Below are 18,917 nucleotides of genomic sequence, written 5' to 3'. Positions count from 1 at the left end.
ATTACCCCCCAATTTTTAATCTCTCTAAAATTATCTTTGTGCCATCTCTACTTAATTCCTTTGCCCTTTTTCCCATTTCTTTTCTTTTTTCGTCATCCCTAAGGAGGGATTGAAAAACCTTTTTCACTTTTTCCCAATTTTTAAGAAACTCGCTTTCTCGAATCATCAAGGCGCACCCTCTCCCCACACAGAAAAGGGCATTCGCTTCCTGGTGGTTTTGAGTGGCGTAGGGATAAGGAATCAAAACAGCTGGTAAACCAAGGTAGAGAATTTCGGAAACTGTTGAGCCACCTGCTCGACTAACAACCAGTTTCGCCCGGGAAAGGATTCTTTCGATCTCCGATGTAAATATAAAAAAGGAGCAATTTCCCGGTGCCTCTTCTGTTAATTTCTCCAAATCTTCTTCCCGCACCTGAATTAAGAATTGCTCATCGGGAAAGTCTCTCGCTAAATTTTTCAAAAATAAGGAAAGGGAGCGAGCACCCTGACTACCACCTAAGACTAAAATATACTCCTCCTTTCTTTCCTTAATTTTCTTTATTCGCTTTCGGATGGGATTTCCTGTCCAGATCACCTTATCTTTAGTCATCCCCTGTGGGGGAAAGCCAAAAAAGACCCACCGGGCAAAGGGAGCAAAAACCTTCGTCATCCGGCCGGGGATTCTATTCTGTTCTAAAATGTAAATTGGTAATCCCAAGATAATACCGGCCAGGAGCGGAGGTAAGGAGGCATAACTACCACAGTTGATTATTACCCAAGGTTTCCTTCGCCATAAAAGGAATAGACAGTGGACTATGCTCTGGAAAAATCCGAAAGAAAATAAACTCTTAAAAAAAGGATATCCGAGAAAATCAAGACCCACTTCCTCCGCTATCTTTTCCTCCATTCCTCTTTTTCTCCCTAAAAGAAAAACCTTTCTCCCTTTCTCTCTAATTTCCTCGGCCAAAGCAATTCCCGGAAAGATATGTCCTCCGGTTCCGGCTATTATGATGGCGATCTCTTTCTCCAAAACCTTTCTCATATTTCTAACCTTTCAATTCTTTCGGCTGTGAGAAATGTTTAATACAGTTCCTACCGCCCAAAGGTTAGAAGCGAGAGCCGAACCACCATAAGAAACGAAAGGAAGAGGTTGACCAGTGCACGGAATAATATCCAAACTCACAAAGACGTGGACGAAAAAGTAAAGACAAAAGATGATGGAAATCCCGCTAGCCACCATATATTCAAAACCAAAATGAAAGGCACTAGCAATCAAAAGACCGCGCCAGAATAAAATAAAAAACAGAAAGAGAAGAGCGAGGGCCCCAATAAAACCCATCTCTTCACAGATATTGGCAAAAATAAAATCGGTACGAACCCAAGCTAAAAACCCAAATTTCTGTAACCCGCGCCCTAAACCGCGTCCGAATAATTTACCAGAAGCGATGGCAATGCGCGCATGATCTTGGTGTGCCAAATTTCGCCAGTCTATCTTTGCTAAATCAACTTTCTTTTTCTTTCGAATCCAAAATTCCTCGAATCTTTTTCGGGCGTAAGGAATTTTCCAAATCCCGATAGAAATGAAAGTGGCTACGAATAGGGTATAAAGAAAAATATGAATAGTTTTTAACCTTAAAACGAAGAAAAAGAAGGTAACACAAAATAAGAAAAAGATAAATGCGGTTCCTACCGCCTTTTGGGAAAAAAGGACAATGGTTCCAATAAGAGATAAAAGCACCAACCACCAATCATTTATCTTTTTCTCGGCGAGATAGGCTAAAAGGAAAAGATGGGCGTACTTAAAAAACTCCTGGGGTTGAAAGTGCCCCCCAATTGACCTCGCTACCTCCTCTTTATTGGTTAGAACCCGAAAGGCATTGTAGAAAATGGCTGAGAAAAATAAAATCCAGAGAAAAACACTTCCGGCAACTGGTAATTGAATAATACCCAAAATTTTGGATTTGGAGTAATAAAAAGAAAGGTTAATTACCATAGATAAAAATAGAATCACCAAACCGATTCCCGCCCCCATCAATGTTCGGTCGAAATAACTTGTCGATAATGCTTTTGGGAAAAAAGATTTCTCATAAAAAGTGGTGGAATAGATTGCTAAAATGCCAAAAGATAAGAGTAGAATAACCGTCTCCAGATAAATTAAGTCAATCCTTTTCTTCATAAAGACCGCACAATTCTTTTAAAAGAGTTCCCACGATCAACGAAATCTTTAAACATATCAAAACTGGCAAAACCAGGAGAAAATAGGACAATGTCATTTTTCTGAGCGATTTTTAGGGCTTTCTTAACCGCTTCTTTTAAAGAAGATGCTAAATATGTCTTTTGCCGAAGGGAAGGGGAAAGAGTATTAAAAAGTGCCTGCTGGACTTCCCCAATTAAAATTATATACTTAGCGAATTCCTTCATCGGCCTCTCGTAGTCCGTAAGAGAAAACCCCTTATTCTTTCCCCCAGCGATAAGAATTACCGGCTTGGGGAATACCGAAAGGGAAGCGGCGAAAGCTGCGGGATTTGTTGCCATAGAATTGTTTATAAATTGAACACTCCCCACCTTCCGGACAAATTCCAGACGGTGGGGAAGTCCCGGAAAACTCCTAATCCCTTTAATTATCTCCTTCTTGCCTAAGCCAAAAAGATAAGCGACTAAACTAACTGCTAAGGTATTTGCCAAATTGAATTTCCCTTTAAGAGCCACATCCGTAGTCCGAAGAATCTCTTTTTCTTCTTCTCCGGGAAGTTTGATATAACCAATGCCGTTTTGCCAAAAAATCCCTTGAATCTTTTTCCTTAAAGAAAACCAAAAAATCTTTGCCTTTATTTTTTTTGCTATTGTTCGCACTCGGCAATCATCGTAATTGAGAACCGCAAAATCATCCTCTTTTTGATTTAAAAAAATATTCGCTTTTGCCGCTATGTATTTCTCTAAATTTCCGTAACGGTCAAGGTGGTCCTCCCCGATATTAAGAAGCACCGCCCCGTGGGGCCGAAAATCTTTTATTTTCTCCAACTGAAAAGAAGAGACCTCAAAGATAAAAATATCTTTCTTCGTAAAAAGGGCGGCACCGGCCGGCTTACCGGGAGCAATATTCCCACCTACGAAGACTCTCTTTTTTGCCTTTTGCAAAATATTCCCCAAGAGCGCCGTGGTGGTCGATTTTCCGTTAGTACCCGTAATCGCTACAATTTTAATACCTGCTCGTTTTCTTAATATCTGATATACAAATTCAATATCAGAAATCACCTCTCCCTTTTTCTTAGCAAAAAGGACCAATTGAGAATCCTCAGAGATTCCTGGGCTGATAACGGTTATTAATGGCTCTGGTAGTTTAGGAATCTCTTCCAAAGGGACAAAAGTAAAATGCTTATTCGCAAGAAAAGGTTTCCCCTTTTCGCTCACCTCATCGTGGGCAAAAACTTTCTTTTCCTGCCAGAGTAAAAACTGAACAATTGGGGTTGTCGCCCGACCTAAACCCAAAACCAAAAAAAACCTTTCCTTCTCTAACTCTCTCATCGTATTTTTAGAGTCGCCAAAGCTAGAAAACCCGAAAGAATAGCAATTATGTAAAACCTTTGGACAATTTTGGGCTCGGGCCAATTTTTCTTCTCAAAATGATGGTGAAGAGGAGTCATTAAAAAAACTCTTTTTCCTCTTGTCAAGCGGAAATAAAGTACCTGCAAGACCACACTCCCGACTTCTAAAATAAAAACTCCTCCCGCAAAAATAAAAAGTATCTCCTGTTTCGCAACAATCGCCAAAAATGCCAGAAGCCCTCCTAATGGTAAACTCCCCGTGTCTCCCAGAAAGATCTCGGCAGGATAGGAATTAAACCAAAGAAAACCTAAGGCTGCTCCTACCACACTTAAACCCAAAACCGCACCCTCACCCGCATTTCCAAGATGAAGAAGGTTTAAATAACCAGCGATTTTGGCATGTCCTGTGACATAACACAGGACCGCATAAAATCCTGCAGTTATTCCGCAGAGTCCACAAGAAAGACCGTCCAAACCATCAGCAAAATTTACCGCATTCGTAATTCCCACCAAGAAAAGAACTACAAAGGGGATATAAAAAAGCCCAAAATCAATAATCACATTCTTAAAGAGAAGAAAATTGGTTTTTGTTCGCATCAAAGTACTGGGTGGGAAAAAGTAAAGAACCAAAACGACAATCAACCCCAAAAGAAATTGGAATAAAAACTTCGTCCTTTTCCTTAATCCTTTCGGCTTACCTTTTTTCACTTTGATAAAGTCATCAGCAAATCCCAGAATGCCCAGCCAGAAGAGAATCAGAATTGCTAACTGGATATAGCGATTTGATAAATCCGCAAAGAGGAAGAGAGATAAGAAAATAGAGAGATTTGTTAGAATTCCTCCCATCGTTGGAATACCGCTCTTATTGCGATGGTGGGGCAAGACATCCACGCGGACCCTTTGACCAATACCGTATTTTTTAAGAAAGCCAATAAAAAGGGGATAGAAGGCCAGAACGAAAATTATAGAAAAGGTACCTGCCAAGAAGGCACGAAATGTAATATACCGGAAGAGATTAAAAAGAATCCAATAATTTCTTAATGGGGCAAGGAGCAGATAAAGCATATTATTTCAACCGCAAAGCAATCTCCACTTCTTCTCGATCCGAAAATTTTAATTTTTCCCCTTTAATTATTTGATAATCTTCATGCCCTTTTCCGGCAATTACCACTAAATCCCCCCGCTTCGCCAGAGAAATTGCCTTTTTTATTGCCTCCCTCCGATTTAGAATTTTTTCGTAATTCTCTTTCCTAATCCCTTTAGTGATATCTTCTATTATCTGCTCCGGATCTTCGTACCGGGGATTATCCGAAGTGATAATTACCCAATCGGCAAGTCCCGTGGCAATTTCTCCCATCGCCGGTCGCTTTAACTTATCCCGCTCGCCTCCACAACCAAAAACCAGAATAATCCTCTTCCCCAACGGCTTGAGGGTTAAGAGGAGATTTTCCAAAGCCTTTGGTGTGTGGGCATAATCAATAAAAATTTCAAATCCTTTGTCATTTTCCACTCTCTCTAACCGTCCCTTCACACCTCGGAATGCTTCAATCCCCATCATAATGTGTTCTTCCTTTATCTTTAATCCCCAAGCCAAACCGTAGGCACAGAGGATATTGTACAAATTCATTTCCCCTATGAGAAAAGACCTTAATCTTTTCTCTCTTCCTTCTACTATAATAGAAAAATCCATCCCGGATAGATTCATCCTTTTTATTTCGCCCTTAATCATCGCCGTTTCCTTTATCCCGTAGGAAATTTTCTCCGCTTTTGTTAATTTTTCAATCTCTTTTCCCACAGGGTCATCTGAATTGTAAACCGTGAAACTATCTGCGGGAAGGTCTTGGAAAAGTTTCATTTTCGCCTTTTTGTATTCTTCTATTGTTTGATGAAAATCAAGGTGTTCGGGAGATAAATTGGTAAAACCTGCGCCTTTAAACTTCAAACCAAACACCCTGTCTAAAGAAATGGCATGAGAAGACACTTCCATCACGCAGTGCCTAATTCCTTTCTTATAAAGTTTAGATAAGATGGAGAAAATTTTATAAATTTCCGGAGTGGTATTCTCCGCAATTTTCCATTCTTCACCGTCGTAATATTTAATCGTAGAAATCAGACCGCAATCGTAACCAGCCGTTAATAAAATCTTTCTTAAAAGATAGGCAGTAGTCGTTTTCCCTTGCGTCCCCGTTATTCCAAGAACCGCCATCGCTTCATCAATTTTATTATAAAAGATTTTAGTAAAAACACCAAGGGCTTTTTTTACCGCAGGAGTTAGGCAATAAGTGACATTCGGAGTTAATTTCTCAGGAAGAGAATCGGTAACTATTACTTTTGCTCCCTTTTTAATTGCCTCCGGAATAAAAAACCGTCCGTCGCTTTTCTCTCCTTGATAAGCAAAAAAGACATAACCTGGTGCCACCTCTCGGGAATCGGAGGTAATCCCCTCAATTATCACATCAGTTGAACCAAAAACCTCTATCTCTCTTACCTCTTGGATGAAATCCCTAAGTCTCATATCATAATTCGGCAAACTGGGAAAGAAACCAAATTTTTTCTCCAATTTGCTTAAAAATGATCGCCGCATTTTCGGCGGCAGGTCCTTTCGGCTCATCAAGCATCACCGCGATTAAGTATTTAGGACTATCCTTTGGGAAAAACCCGATGAAGGTGGTAACCGCTTTATCTGAATAACCACGCCCTCCAGATAAAGGCTTTTCGCCCGTTCCTGTTTTCCCACAAACGCTTAAACCTTTAATTTGGGCATTCTTCCCTGTTCCTTTTTCACATACCGAACTTAAAACTTCTCTCAACATTTCAGCCGCGCTTTCCGAAATTACGCGTCTCACAACCAATTTCTCCTTAGAAAAAATTTTCTTGCCTTCTTTTCTTACCTCTTTAATAAGATAGGGCCGAAGAAGAAGCCCGCCATTAGCAATTGCCATATAGGCAGAAGCAAGTTGCATTAAAGTGGCTCTTAAACCTTGACCAAAAGAGTTACAAGCGTAAAGATGCGGGGGACAGTTTTTTCCCTTTTTTAAGAGCCCTAACGCCGGCACATATCCTCTTCTTTCCTCTAATTCAATCCCTGTCAGGCAATTAAAACCAAAGTCAACTAAAAGAGAATAGTAATCTCTAACTGGTAAGTCAAATGTGAGTAAAGTTACCCCGCAATTGGAAGAAAAGGCGATAATATCGGAAAAACTGATGACCCCTAATTTCTTATTATGATACTCCTTAATTCGCTCTTTTCCAATTTTCACCTCTCCCGAAGAAACATCATATTTCCGAGCCAAAAATTTGTCACGCTCTTTTGATTCCAGAGCCAAGGCGGCGATAAGAAACTTAAAAACTGAGCCCGGTTCAAACTCCCAGAGAAGGGAATAAGGTCGCAAAAATTGCGCTTCTACATCATAGAGGGGATAATCAACCATTGCCAATACCTCCCCGGTACTACAGTTTAAGATAAGAACTGCCCCCTTCTTTGCCCTAAACTCCTCCACGCCTTTTTTTAATTCCTCAAAACTAATTTCCATAAAGTCCTTATCTAAAGTGAGATAGATATCAGCACCCTTTTCCGGGTCTTCCCGCGGGTAAGCCGGATAAGGGAATGTCCTACCGCTCGCATCCTTTTGGTAGATAATAAAACCATCCTTTCCGCGCAAAAATCTTTCTCCAACCAATTCCAAACCCCATAACCCTTTTCTCTCTGCCTCTGAAACTTCCCCCAATACGTTAGTAAAATAGGCAATCGGATAATGACGATGGAAATTTTCTTTTGCCCGAACCGCATGGAATAGATTTTCCTTTCTTAAAATCTGATTTAAATTCTTCCCCTCTTCGTATTTTATAGTACAAAAAAACCGTTCCCGGGATTTATTTCTATAAAAAGGTAAACTTTCCGCTATTTTAGGAAAGTAGCGGCTAATAACTTCTATTGCTTTCGTTAATGTATCACCTTTCAAATAAGGCCAATCAATTTGCAGAAAACTGGTAATTTCCGAAAAGGCTAAAAGACGACCTCTCCTATCCCAAATTGCCCCTCTTTCGGCTAATAACCTTTCTTTTCGTTGATGATATATTTTATCCGCTAATTTCCGGTATCTCTCTCCCGCAAAGCATTGTAAATAAAAAAGGTATAGAGTAATAAGAATAAATACTGAGAAAAATAATAAAAATAGGCTGACTAATCTCCCCTTAATCTTAGTCGGCACAGCGTGGTGTTTTATCTATTTTGATTCTTCTTTTGATCTTAAAGAATAAATTTCCGAATGAGAAAACCATTACCGGCTGCTTGGTGTTAGGGAAGCGGTGGGTAAAGTACGAATCGAAAAGAGAAGAGTATCGCTTCCTCGGGGAGTTTTCTGTTCCTCCTCCGTATCGACGCTCGCCAATCTTCCGGCCTTGGTAATTAAAATCGACCCACCTTTCTCTTCTGATGAAGAAGCGATGAATTCTTTGGGCGAGTTAGAAAGTGCGAAATACGCCTCGGTTAGGTTCTTAAAGGAAGATATCTGAGAAGTTTCCAAAATTATTAACTTCCGATCTCTTTCCAAAAGCATTCTTTTTTCACGTAAAACGTTATTCTCCATTTCTGCGCGGAGGTTGCAGAGAGCTAAAAAAAGATAAAAAAATCCGCATCCGAAACCCATTAAAGGGAATAAAATGAGCATACGCTTCATACTCCCTCCCCTTCACACCTTTTCTGCAGCCCTAAGTTTAGCGCTGCGGGAAGAAGGGTTCTCCCCAATCTCCGCAGGGCTGGGCCGAATCGGCTTTCTGGTAACAATTAAAATTTCCTTATTTTCCTTTTTTTCTTTAAAGATCCTTTTCACGATTCGGTCTTCTAAAGAATGGTAAGTTATCGTCACTATCCTTCCTCCTTCCGTCAAAAGAGGAATTGCCCTCTTGATCCCTCTTTCTACATTTTCTAATTCAGAATTGACAGCGATCCGGAGTGCCTGGAATACCCTGGCGAACTTTCTCTTATCTTTTCTCTTTACCGCTTGAATAATCACATTTTTCAAGTCAAAAGTGGTATTGATATTTCTCCTTTTTTCTACTATCGCTCGAGCAATTTTCTTATAATCTCGTTCCTCTCCATATAACCAAAGAATCTTTTCCAATTTTTTGCCGCTTGCTCTTCTGATTAAACCCAATGCGGTTTCTCCTTCTTTGGAAAATCGCATATCCAGGGGACCTTCCTTTTGGAAAGAAAAACCCCTTTCGGCTGTCTCTAATTGAAAACGGGAAACCCCGAAATCAAACAAAATACCAATTACCGGGTTAAGATTCAATTCTTTGATTATCTCGGGTAAATTAATATAATTTGCTTGGTAGATAAAGACATTCCGAAAATTTTGAAATAATCTCCGAGAAAAGTTAACCGCATCCGGGTCAATATCAATCCCTAAAAAACTAATTCCGGGAGGGGAATTTTTTAGAAGGTAAGAAAGATGTCCACCTGTTCCCACAGTACCGTCAACAATTACCCCTTTATTAACTTTTGCCTCATTAATCAAAATAGAAAATACCTCCCTTTTCATTACCGGAAAATGAAATAATTTCTCTTTCTCTATACCCGTTGGTGGGTCATTACCCCGTTGGGTTAAGACGGTTGGATTCATTCTCACCATTCGAAAAACTTCTCCCCTTTGCTAAGTCTTCTTCCATTCCCAAAACCTGCCAAACCTTTTCTTCGGAATCCTTCCCTATCTTCTCGTCATAATACTTTCGGGGAGCTATTATAAAAAAATTGGTATAACCCAATATCACCACTTCGCTTCCCGCAGTGATACCGGTATATTTCCTCAATGGCTCATTAATGAGAATTCTCCCCAAACTATCCATCCTCACATTCCAAGTATTTTTACTAAGTCTTAAAAGGTCAAAATTTAATAATAAGCCGCGTGGATTATATAATTTTTCCAGGCGGTCCCAAAATTCCCTCCAAAAAAAGTGGGTAAAGACGAGAATCGTCTTGTAAGGACCGGGAAAGAGAAAGAGGGTTTGGTTGGGTTCCTCAGAGATGACCTTCCGAAAGGAACTCGGGACCGCCACCCGGAATTTCTCATCAACCGAGAAAAAATATTCACCTACAAACTCATAACATTTTTCCATTTCCATTCTTTTTGTTCCATTATATTCCATTTTAATACACCTTTAAATACAAAAAATTTGTTGCCTTGTCAATTATTTTTTATATCAATTCTAAAATATATAAGTTTATAAAATAAAAATACTTATTTAAATTAAAAATAAAATTTATTTTTATAATTTATCTTCTCTTTTCCTAAAAAACAATTTCTCATTGGGATAGAATAGACAACTTTTATGTCCACTTTTTAGGGAAAGCCACTTCTTAAGTTATTCATTTTCAATAACTTAATTACTTTTATGTTTTAAGGTGCGCCTCACCCCCTGCTTTATTACTACCTTGTCGCTTTTTTCTTATCCCTACGCTCTTCTTTTTGGGAAAATCTTATCAAAGATAGGGGTAGTAATTTTATCCTCCTATTTTTAACTCTACCTACAAATTCAGATTTTCTTAACTGGGAAGAGAAGCGGAACGTTTTTTAAGTATCTATCATAGTCTCTTTTTAAATACTCCTTTAATTCCCGGTCTTCAAATTCCGCTTCCTTTTTGATTATCAGAATCCCAGGAATCAAAAGAAAAAAACCGAAAAGAGAAGAAAAAATAAAGGGAAGAGAAACCAATTGGATAAGAGTAGCTAAATATCGAGGATGCCTTGATATTCTAAATATCCCTCCTCTCACCAATTTGGATAGTGGATTATTCAAAAATAGAAACAAGGTAAAAAGGCGAAGGAACATTCCAAAAAGGAAAATTAGTAAACCAAAAATGTTAATAGAAGGATAGAAGAATCTCACCTGTCCTCTTCCCCACCAACCGTAGTCAAAAACCAAAAAAATTAGAAAGGGATAAAAATAAAAGGAGAAGAGGTATTTAAGCGGTACCGAAAAGGGAAATAGACCGGATTGAAAAAAAGGTGAGGAGAAGTAATATTCAATTATTAACCAAAAGCAAAATAGTTGAAAAAAAATGGTAGGGAAAAAGGGCCTTTCTGGAAGAGCACCAGCAAAGAAATTTTTCGGGAAGTGATAAAAATAGATAAAAAGAAAGATGCACCATAAAAAACGAAAAATTTTAAAACTCCGATTGAAATCGGTACTCATCACTCTTCTAATAACCTCAAACATTCCGATGCTAATTCCAAAAAGGTATAAGGTAAATAAGAAAAGCCGTGTGGCAAGGTGGGACTTTGATGGAAGATCTGTTCGCTCATAACCACTCGGTAAGAAATATTCTTTATCTTTTTCCCTTCCGGAAAGAGTAAAAGACCTTTTTCCTTCTTAAACTTTTCAATCTCCAGTCCATTTAGGCTCCCAACCACCAAAAATCCCGGCTCTCCGAAAAACTGCCAAAGAGCACGTCGCGTCAATTCCCCTTTCCTTAACCCCAACCCCTGCGGTTCTTTTATCAGTAAAAAATCGGCACCTATCTTCCTTACTACAAAATCCGCCAAAAGGGCTGCCAATTTCCTCGCGGGGAAGGTTTTCCTAATTTTAACAAAGGGGGTATCAAGAAAAGAGCTTACATTCTCCGTAAAAGCCAAAATTTCTCTCTTTAACACCTCATCTTCCTCAGAAAGAGCAATAGTTTCGGAAAAGATCTGGAAATTATCATCGGTAAGGGTCACTTGATAGTTAACCAAAGAAAAGGTTTTTGGTTTTTCAATAAAAAAGCAAGGGAGGAGAGCGTCCTTTAAGTTTGAAGTAAAACAACCAATCAGGGGAGTTTTTTCTCTCAAAAGGGGGATCCTCTTTTTCAAAAAAGTGATCTCCTCTTCCCATCCGTAATCACTTAAAAATTCATCCGAATTGGAAATAGTGTGCAAAAGGATTACATTCTCATTGTTTAACTTCTTTTGACAAAAAGGATGGAAAATTGTTTTTTTTAACCCCCCTTTTTCTTTTTTAAATAGATTAGAGGCGAGGAGAAAAAAACGGCTGGAATCTAATATTTCCCGACTCATTTTTTGAAAGAGCGGTAAAAAATCTGCGTTAACGAGAAGAGCATCAACTCCTATCTTATTTAAAATCCTGATTAAAGAAAGAACAAAAGACTTTTCTCCAGAATAGAAGAAATCGCCCTGAAAAATTTTGCTATCTAAAAAGAGTAATGTTGAACCTTTTTCCCTTAAATTTTTCTCCGCAAAGAAATATTTCGGTAAATCCCTATAGGAAAAATTGGCACCATATAAAATAGAGAAAGAAAGGGAGAGGGATTTCGTTTTCGTCGGTTTCGGAGGCAGACAGGTAAAAAAGAAAATCCCTAAAATTAAAAAGAGAAAAAACGAAAGTCCACTACGGATCTTTTTTTCGCCTTTCATTTCTTTATTATACCAATTTAATTGGTTAGGTCAATATCTTAATTGGATTAATATCAACTTCTATTTCTTCGTGGTTAGAGAATAAATCTTCTTTTTTCAATAGATTATAAAGCCGTAAACCAGATTTTGCCTTCAGGAGAATCACAAAAGAACGTTTTCCTCTTTTTTTCTTAAGGGAAGGAAAGGGAGGGTAGAGAACAACCTTCTCTCCAAAAGGGGCCAATTTCTCCTTCAATTCCTCGTATTTCTTCATCGCTACCTCTTCCTTCCGGAAAATTCTCAAAATGGCGATTGAGGAGAAGGGGGGCAGAAAAAAGTATTCCCGTTCTTTCAAAACCTTAGCAAAGAATTTAATGGGACGAAAAAGATTGGAAATAATTGGCGAAGAAGGATTTCTAGTCTGGATGATTAGAAAACCACCCCTTTTTAACTTCCCTAAAATCGATCGAAGTATCTGGTATGCCCGTTCCTCAGTGCGGAAATCTGGAAAGGAAAGTAGTTGTTCAAGGGAAATAATTGCTGCCAAATCAACACTCCCCTCCAAGAAGTTATTTAACTCTGAGGATAAACCCAGAAAGATACCTTTCCCTCCCGCTAATACCGGACGTAATTGAGGGAAATTAACTTTCAATTCTTCCTCCACTCTTTCCAGCCCGACCCCCCGAAAAAGGAAATTAACTCCGTAACAATTTGGACATTCATCAAAAACTTCACTTTTTTTCTTGCAAATGTGACAGGAGAAGACCCGTTCTTTCTGATGGTAGAAAAAGGGAAAACCGCATTCCGCACAACGCGGGATAAAACCACAATCACCACAAATGATATAGCGAGAAAATCCTTGCCTTTCTACTAAGAGGTAAAAGGTTTCTCCTTGCCGGTAATTAGCTAGGAATTTTTTCAAAACATCGCTTAATATCCCTTTCTCCTTCCTCAAATTGACAATTATTACCTTCACCTCTTTTTTCTTAAATTCCCCATAAAATCTATATTTCTTTATTTGAGAATAGTAATAGGATTCCAAAGAGGGTGTTTGCGAAAAAAGGTAAACAGGAACGTTTTCTATCTTCCCCCTTATTACCGCACAATCCCGGGCTTGATAATGGAAATGCCTCTCTTCCTCTTTGTAAAATGGACTCTCTTCCTCTTCCACCCATATTTCTCGCAAATTAGGTATCGGCAGAAATATTGCCTGTTTCAAGCCGATTATTATCTGGTATTTGCCGTTTTTAATCTCCGACCAAATCCTCACCCTTTCCTTCTTTTTTATTCGGGAATGATAGAAGATTACCCCCTCCCATTTTTCCCTTAACTGAGTGAAAACCCTCTCTCCTCTCACCGAGTCTGGAAAAAGATAAAGGATGCTCCCTCCCTTTTGCCTCACTTTTTCCAAAAGCATCCTCATCCGTTCCTCTTCTTTTTTCCCCACAAAAAGATAAACCTCCGAACAGGAAATTAAAAATTTACTCTTGGGCACTTCTTCTCTTAATTGATTCCAGATTCTCCGGTCGAACCTTTTAACTTCCGGGAAAGCCAAAGAGAGCACTTCCCCAGGGTAAGCGAAATAGTATCTACTCACAAAGTTATAAAATCGGAGCAGACGAATGGGGAAAAATTCCGGATTGACAACCTCTTTGATCTCTTTTATCTCTCTTTCCGGAGGTCTTTCTTCCTTTTCCCAAATCACGCCCAAACATCTCTTACTTTTTAATTCTACCTCCACCAATGCTCCGATTTTTATTTCCGAAGGAGAAAAATAGGTGAGGAGAGGTATTTTCAAGCCTAATACCGCTACCCGATAAAACATCTTACCAAAATTAAAATTAGTATCGGATCTGAAATTGATATTTCACAATGTATCTCCCTTCCGCTGTCTTCTCAGCACTGAAGAGATGATGTCTTGTGAGATAATATTCTGCTTTATATTCATCCCTTTCTTCTCCCCCCACTACTGCTGAGTAGGTAAGGTAGAAATTCCGGGACACATATTTTCCCACCGTAATCTTCCTCCCCTTTTCCCCTAATCCTTGTTCCAAGGATAGATAATCTAAAGAGAGATAACCACGCATCTTCTTCGCGATCTCCCTCTCAAAATAAGAAAGAATCCGCTCGGAAAGAACCGCATAGAAAAACTCTCGCTCCGAGATTATCTTCAACTCTTCGGGAGCAACATTAAGGGTGAGATAAGTGATAATATCATTTTCGGAAAGAAGGGGCGGCTCGGATGACAAGATAAATTCCGGCTGGGAGAGGGTCCCTCGCAATGAAAATATTATTTTAAATCTCTGGGGTAAATTATCGCCACACCGGATGGGCTTCGTCTCTAATTCCGCCCGCAAATCAAGTTGAGGGTCAATTTCTGATATATTGTCAAAAATTATCCTCCCTTCCTTCATCTGGAGAACTCGGTCCAGATAATAGAGTTGCCCTCTTTTCGTTACCAACTCCCCAATCAATATCATCTCTTCCCTTTCCTTTTTTACTCGCAAATTAATTCCCAATTCTAAGTCCGCATTCTGATTTCTAAACCATATTCCCCTATCCCCTTCCACCTTGAAATCAAAATTTATCTCTTCTCCACCAGAAGCGCGGGAAACTTTTTTGCCGAAAGGAACATTGATCAGACCCTCCTTCACAGAAAGATTACCCGCAAGCTGCAAAGGTGAGGACGGTTTCCAGTCAATTGTTGTCTTCCCAATAAAAATTCCAAAGATGCCTTTCTCCAAACTCATCGGCAATTCATGAAACTCAACATCATAATGGAGTGTATCAATAGCGGTAAAGCCTTTCAATTTCACAAAACCACTTCCGCTAATTTCCCCCCGATCCACTTTTCCCTTCCCCTCCAAAAGGATAATTTCATCCTGGAAGAGAGACAGTTCCGAAGAGAAATCATTTATTAATAATCTTAAAGCCGGAAAAAATAATTTTCCTTTATTAATCCGCACTCGGCCATCGAGATTTGGCCGAAACGGGTTTCCCCGGAGGTGTACCTGCCCAAAAATCTTCCCTTCTTGGAGATGTAAAGTCTTTTTCAAAAAGAAGAAGACCCATGGTCCGGGGTCGTTAAGGGTTGCCGAAATGTCCCAATGCTCTATTTTTCCTTTGCCAAAGATCACCTCCCCCGAAAGATGAGAAGTTTTACCTTGATTAACAAAGGAGACATCTTTTAGTTCTAACCTCTGGTAAGTAGAGAGAGGAAAAAGGACTTCTTTCAATTTCAACTCCACTCTTACCTCATTTATTTTTACCATCTCTTCGGGTAAAGTTAAGCCCTCAATTACCATTTGGGAGGTGACTGCGGTATCCAAAAGGAGAGAACCGTTAACTATCCCCTTAATCTTTTCCGTTTTTAAAAACTTCTCCAAGACTAAATTACTGAGAATTAACCTTCCCCGAATTTGCTTATTCGGAAGGAAGGTGAGGTTTCCCCTAATCTCTCCCCCACCAATCCGGAGTGCCAAATTCTTTAAAGATAAAGAATCTCCGACTCTCTCAATGTAAAATTCTTGAAGATTAAAAATGGAATCTTCACCCATTCGGCATTGAAGTTTATTGAAATTAAGAGAAAAAGTAGAAGGAGAAAAGGAGAAGAACCTTAACCCCACTTCCAAATTAGTATCTTTACTTTTAAAGACAAAAAGGTTAACATCCTTTTCTTGCCAAAAGAGGTTTAAAGAATCAAAATAAATCTTACCCCATCGGAATTCTTGCCATTTTGTCTTTCCTTCCCCCCGAAGGCTAAAGATATTTGGTGAACTCAAATTCAAAGAGCAAGAGGTGATCATAAGATTACCCAAGACGAACGGAGAAAGGGAAAAAGAACTTCTTAACGATAGCGAATCAAAACTCCCTTTCACCTCACCCGTACCATTGATTCTACCGCTCACCTCCCGAAAGGACCGAAACGGTATCTCACCCTTTTGCCAATTAAAGTTATTCGCTGCGAAATTGAGCATCATATCTCCCATTCCTAACCTTCCCGCAAAAGAGATGCTTCCCCCAAGACGTGTAATTTTCCCCTCTCTTATTACTACCATTCTCCTTTTCGTAAAAAGATTGCTCACTTTCCCCATTATCCACATTCGGAAAAGATTGAGGTTTAAAGTCCGAAAGTCAGAAGAAAAACTCGCTTCTTTTTCCCCTTTTCCCTTCACCCGTAACTCCCCAGAAACTTTGGGCCAGGGAAGATTTATCTTTAATAAATCCCCAATTCCTTTTAAGTCAAAATTGGAAAGAGATAAGTGGCAATCATAAGTCGTATCCTGCCTGAGGATGCCTTCACCCTTCAAAAAACCAAACTTCTGGGAAATCGCTTGTATCCGATAAGAGAAAATCGAATCCGAAAAATTCAATGCCAAACTACAAGGAGCGAAAGGAAAATTCTTAATGGAAAAAGAAGAGAGGGTGATTTTAATTTCCCCATTAATTTTCGGCAAACCCAGTATCCCTTTTTCCCGAAGGGTGAAGACTAATTCCCCACTTAGATTCCCCCCTGCAATGGAAAACCAGGGTTTACCTTCAAAGATAAAGGTAAGGGAAGTGATATCCAGGTTCCCCTCTTGGGAAAGGAAGTTGTAATTTAGGGTAAAATTTATCTCTCCTTGTTTGGTCTTTATCTCTCCTTTCTCAATCCGAATCCCTTCCCGGGAAAAAATTATCTTTCCCTCAAAGTCGAAGAAACCATATTCTCCCAAAAGGGGTATTTTCCCTTTTTGAATAAAGAGATTTTCTATGCGAAAAGAAAAAGGAAAAGCTACAGGTGAAGCAAGCCCCCCTCTTTCCGTTTTGGGGATAAAAATCTCTGGCTCCCTTAAAAAAAGGGAAATAATTTCTCTTCTTCTTAAAAGATTAACCGGATGATACCGAACTTTTAGAGAGCGGGCGGTAAAAATAATTCCCTTAGGGAAAGATAACCGCAAATCGGAAACTGAAAAGTTGGAAAAAATATTTCCTCCAATTTTCCCTATTTTAATTTCTATACCTTCCTTCCTCCCTAACCTCCCAATTGCCCAACGGAAAATCATCTCGCGGCCAAGATAAAGAAAAAGGAAGAAAAGGAAAAGAGCCGATATTATCCACCAAATTATTCTTTTTCTTCTCATCTTCTTTTCATCAGAAAACATTTCCCAAACCAAAATTTATTTTCCACCAATTTTTGCTTGCAAATTTTGGAGGAGCGACCGCAAAGTCAATTCGCCAAGGACCAACCGGAGATGCTAACCTCAGACCAATTCCCAAATCATAGGCAATCTTAGTAGATAAATTGGTAAAGCCTAAATCAAAGAAAATCACTCCGCCTAAAATTTTATAAATTAAGAACCGCCATTCCCAGTTACCAAGGAAAAATCTCTCTCCAGGTAATGATTTCTCGTCATAACCCCTCAAGGTGGTCATCCCTCCCAAATAGAACTTCCCGTAATCGGGAAGGACCGTAGTCCGACCGTAAGGAAAAAGGGATCCGATGGTCAAACGAAACGCCTGAGTGAATAAAAAAGGAAAGAAAAACCGAACCTCTTGGGAGAGACGATAAAAATCCCAATTCCCACCTAAAAGACCCCCGGCCCATTCGGTGAGAGAGAAGGAATAAATCCCGGAGGTTGGGGAAAAAAAATCGTCCCTCGTGTCGTATAAAAAATTTAGATTTAGGGAATTGATGACCGAACGGGTGGAATCTTCCTTTCCCCAGAATCTTCTATATTTATTAAAAAATTGTCCTTGCAGGTTTTCTGTGAAATCATAAAAGAAGCCCGCCTCCTCCCCTAATTCCCAGGTCTTCTTTCTCTTATTCTTATCAACTTCCCAAAAGAGATAGGGTTGAAAAAGAAAATTTATCTTGGTCCAAGAAACATAAGGTACCCTGTAGGAACCTTTAAGGGAGAGATTATAACTGCCCCGCCAATCTGGATTTAACTCAAATAAAACTTTTAAGTTATGAACCTTGCGAAAAAAGTTGAGGTGTTGCCAACTGATTGAGTGATAAGTTCTACTGGGAGGGGAAGCGTAACCGAGGCCGAAACCGAAAATTCTCTCTTTTAACTCCTGGCAATCAAACCGGACTTCTAAACTTTCGCTTCTCTTATCCGATTCTTTCTCTGAAGAAGAATGGAGTGGGCTAACCTTAAAATAGATATTGGCGAAAAGATTAGTGGCGTAAAGTTTTCTTGCTGCCTGATAAATCTTTTTTTTACTGTACTTTTCCCCTTTCTTTAATTCTGTTGTGCGCAGCGCATCCTTAATCCGAATGCGCCTCAAACCGAGAAACTTTATCTCCTTCAAGTAGGTTAACGGACCTTCCTCCACCTCCACAATTAAATTCATCTTTTCCGGACTGACTAATGCCGTCTCCACCCGCAGATCAACATAATAATAACCGGCGTTAAGATAATAGTCCAATAAAACCTCTTTTAATTCCCTTACCTTGTTAGCGGAATAGAAACCGTAGCCTTTTTGGAAAAGAAGTTTCCTTACCCCTTCATCCTCTTTACCCGAAAAGATGAGAGAATCAATCTTACATTTATACCCTTCTGCAATTTGGAAGATAACGATTCGACCTTTTTTTCCTCCTCTACTCTGCCCAGAAACACGCACCGAGAGAAAACCCTCTTTTTGATAAAATTCGGTAAGTGATTTTATATCTTCCCCTAAGACTTCCTCAGAAAATTCCCTTCCCTTCTGACTGACAACTACCTGTGATAAAATCCGAGATTTTAGCTGCCGATTACCTTGAAATACTACCCTCTCAATTATCTCCCCACCGAGATGGAAAAAAGGGAGGAGAAGGAAAAGTAATCCAAATGGCCTAAGCAGATGATTCCGAACCATTTATCTTGGAGTATACCTCCCCACCCCTCCCTGTCAAGGAGTTAAAAAAGAAAAAAAAAGTAAATGTGTTAAGACATGGTTACCAGGTTAATAAGGGTATTAAGGTAGTAGATGTGTTGAAATTATTTAATAAGTTTCTTAAAATAATAGGCGTCCAAAA

At 39.3% G+C, this 18,917-nt stretch carries 13 protein-coding genes; 1 reads left to right on the top strand and 12 read right to left on the bottom strand.

Translation table 11 applies throughout. The features are described 5' to 3' along the window. Position 1: 1 nt before the first annotated feature. Genes ABIL00_05550 through ABIL00_05525 form a run of 6 tightly spaced genes read right to left on the bottom strand, consistent with a single transcriptional unit; the run spans position 2 to position 7,735 of the window. Positions 2–1,021, bottom strand: coding sequence for a UDP-N-acetylglucosamine--N-acetylmuramyl-(pentapeptide) pyrophosphoryl-undecaprenol N-acetylglucosamine transferase (locus ABIL00_05550; GenBank protein MEO0110218.1), 1,020 nt, complete (start codon positions 1,019–1,021; stop codon positions 2–4). A 12-nt stretch (positions 1,022–1,033) separates the two neighbouring features. Then, positions 1,034–2,155, bottom strand: a complete 1,122-nt coding sequence (locus tag ABIL00_05545) for an FtsW/RodA/SpoVE family cell cycle protein (GenBank protein ID MEO0110217.1) — start codon at positions 2,153–2,155, stop codon at positions 1,034–1,036. After that, on the bottom strand, positions 2,152–3,504 hold the full coding sequence (gene murD, locus ABIL00_05540; protein ID MEO0110216.1) for a UDP-N-acetylmuramoyl-L-alanine--D-glutamate ligase: 1,353 nt from the start codon (positions 3,502–3,504) through the stop codon (positions 2,152–2,154). Before murD ends, ABIL00_05545 begins: the two co-directional genes overlap by 4 nt. Continuing rightward, a complete protein-coding gene (gene mraY, locus ABIL00_05535) occupies positions 3,501–4,589 on the bottom strand; it encodes a phospho-N-acetylmuramoyl-pentapeptide-transferase (GenBank protein ID MEO0110215.1) in 1,089 nt (362 codons plus the stop codon). Before mraY ends, murD begins: the two co-directional genes overlap by 4 nt. Before the next feature lies 1 nt (position 4,590). Further along, positions 4,591–6,108 (bottom strand): UDP-N-acetylmuramoyl-L-alanyl-D-glutamate--2,6-diaminopimelate ligase, encoded by a 1,518-nt coding sequence (locus ABIL00_05530; GenBank protein MEO0110214.1) that lies wholly within the window; start codon positions 6,106–6,108, stop codon positions 4,591–4,593. Then, complete coding sequence (locus ABIL00_05525) at positions 6,041–7,735, bottom strand: penicillin-binding protein 2 (protein ID MEO0110213.1); 1,695 nt, start codon at positions 7,733–7,735, stop codon at positions 6,041–6,043. The genes ABIL00_05530 and ABIL00_05525 overlap by 68 nt, the downstream gene beginning before the upstream one ends. Before the next feature lie 97 nt (positions 7,736–7,832). Here ABIL00_05525 and ABIL00_05520 point away from each other — a divergent pair, with 97 nt between their 5' ends. Further along, on the top strand, positions 7,833–8,039 hold the full coding sequence (locus ABIL00_05520) for a hypothetical protein (GenBank protein ID MEO0110212.1): 207 nt from the start codon (positions 7,833–7,835) through the stop codon (positions 8,037–8,039). A 176-nt stretch (positions 8,040–8,215) separates the two neighbouring features. Here the strand turns inward: ABIL00_05520 and rsmH are convergent, their stop codons facing one another. From rsmH to ABIL00_05490, 6 genes are all read right to left on the bottom strand, one after another. After that, a complete protein-coding gene (gene rsmH, locus ABIL00_05515) occupies positions 8,216–9,148 on the bottom strand; it encodes a 16S rRNA (cytosine(1402)-N(4))-methyltransferase RsmH (GenBank protein ID MEO0110211.1) in 933 nt (310 codons plus the stop codon). Next, a complete protein-coding gene (locus tag ABIL00_05510; protein MEO0110210.1) occupies positions 9,117–9,671 on the bottom strand; it encodes a hypothetical protein in 555 nt (184 codons plus the stop codon). The genes rsmH and ABIL00_05510 overlap by 32 nt, the downstream gene beginning before the upstream one ends. A 1,046-nt stretch (positions 9,672–10,717) precedes the next feature. Continuing rightward, positions 10,718–11,935, bottom strand: a complete 1,218-nt coding sequence (locus ABIL00_05505) for a hypothetical protein (GenBank protein MEO0110209.1) — start codon at positions 11,933–11,935, stop codon at positions 10,718–10,720. 25 nt (positions 11,936–11,960) lie between these two features. After that, a complete protein-coding gene (locus ABIL00_05500; protein ID MEO0110208.1) occupies positions 11,961–13,739 on the bottom strand; it encodes a hypothetical protein in 1,779 nt (592 codons plus the stop codon). A gap of 16 nt (positions 13,740–13,755) precedes the next feature. Continuing rightward, entirely contained in the window at positions 13,756–17,058 is a 3,303-nt protein-coding gene (locus ABIL00_05495; protein ID MEO0110207.1) for a translocation/assembly module TamB domain-containing protein, read from the bottom strand. Further along, positions 17,048–18,757, bottom strand: coding sequence for a BamA/TamA family outer membrane protein (locus tag ABIL00_05490; protein ID MEO0110206.1), 1,710 nt, complete (start codon positions 18,755–18,757; stop codon positions 17,048–17,050). The genes ABIL00_05495 and ABIL00_05490 overlap by 11 nt, the downstream gene beginning before the upstream one ends. Between the last annotated feature and the right edge of the window lie 160 nt (positions 18,758–18,917).

It is taken from the genome of candidate division WOR-3 bacterium (assembly GCA_039801905.1).
Taxonomy (GTDB): domain Bacteria; phylum Hydrothermota; class Tepidihabitantia; order Tepidihabitantales; family JBDRVQ01; genus JBDRVQ01.
This window is presented reverse-complemented; position numbering and strand designations above follow the sequence as displayed.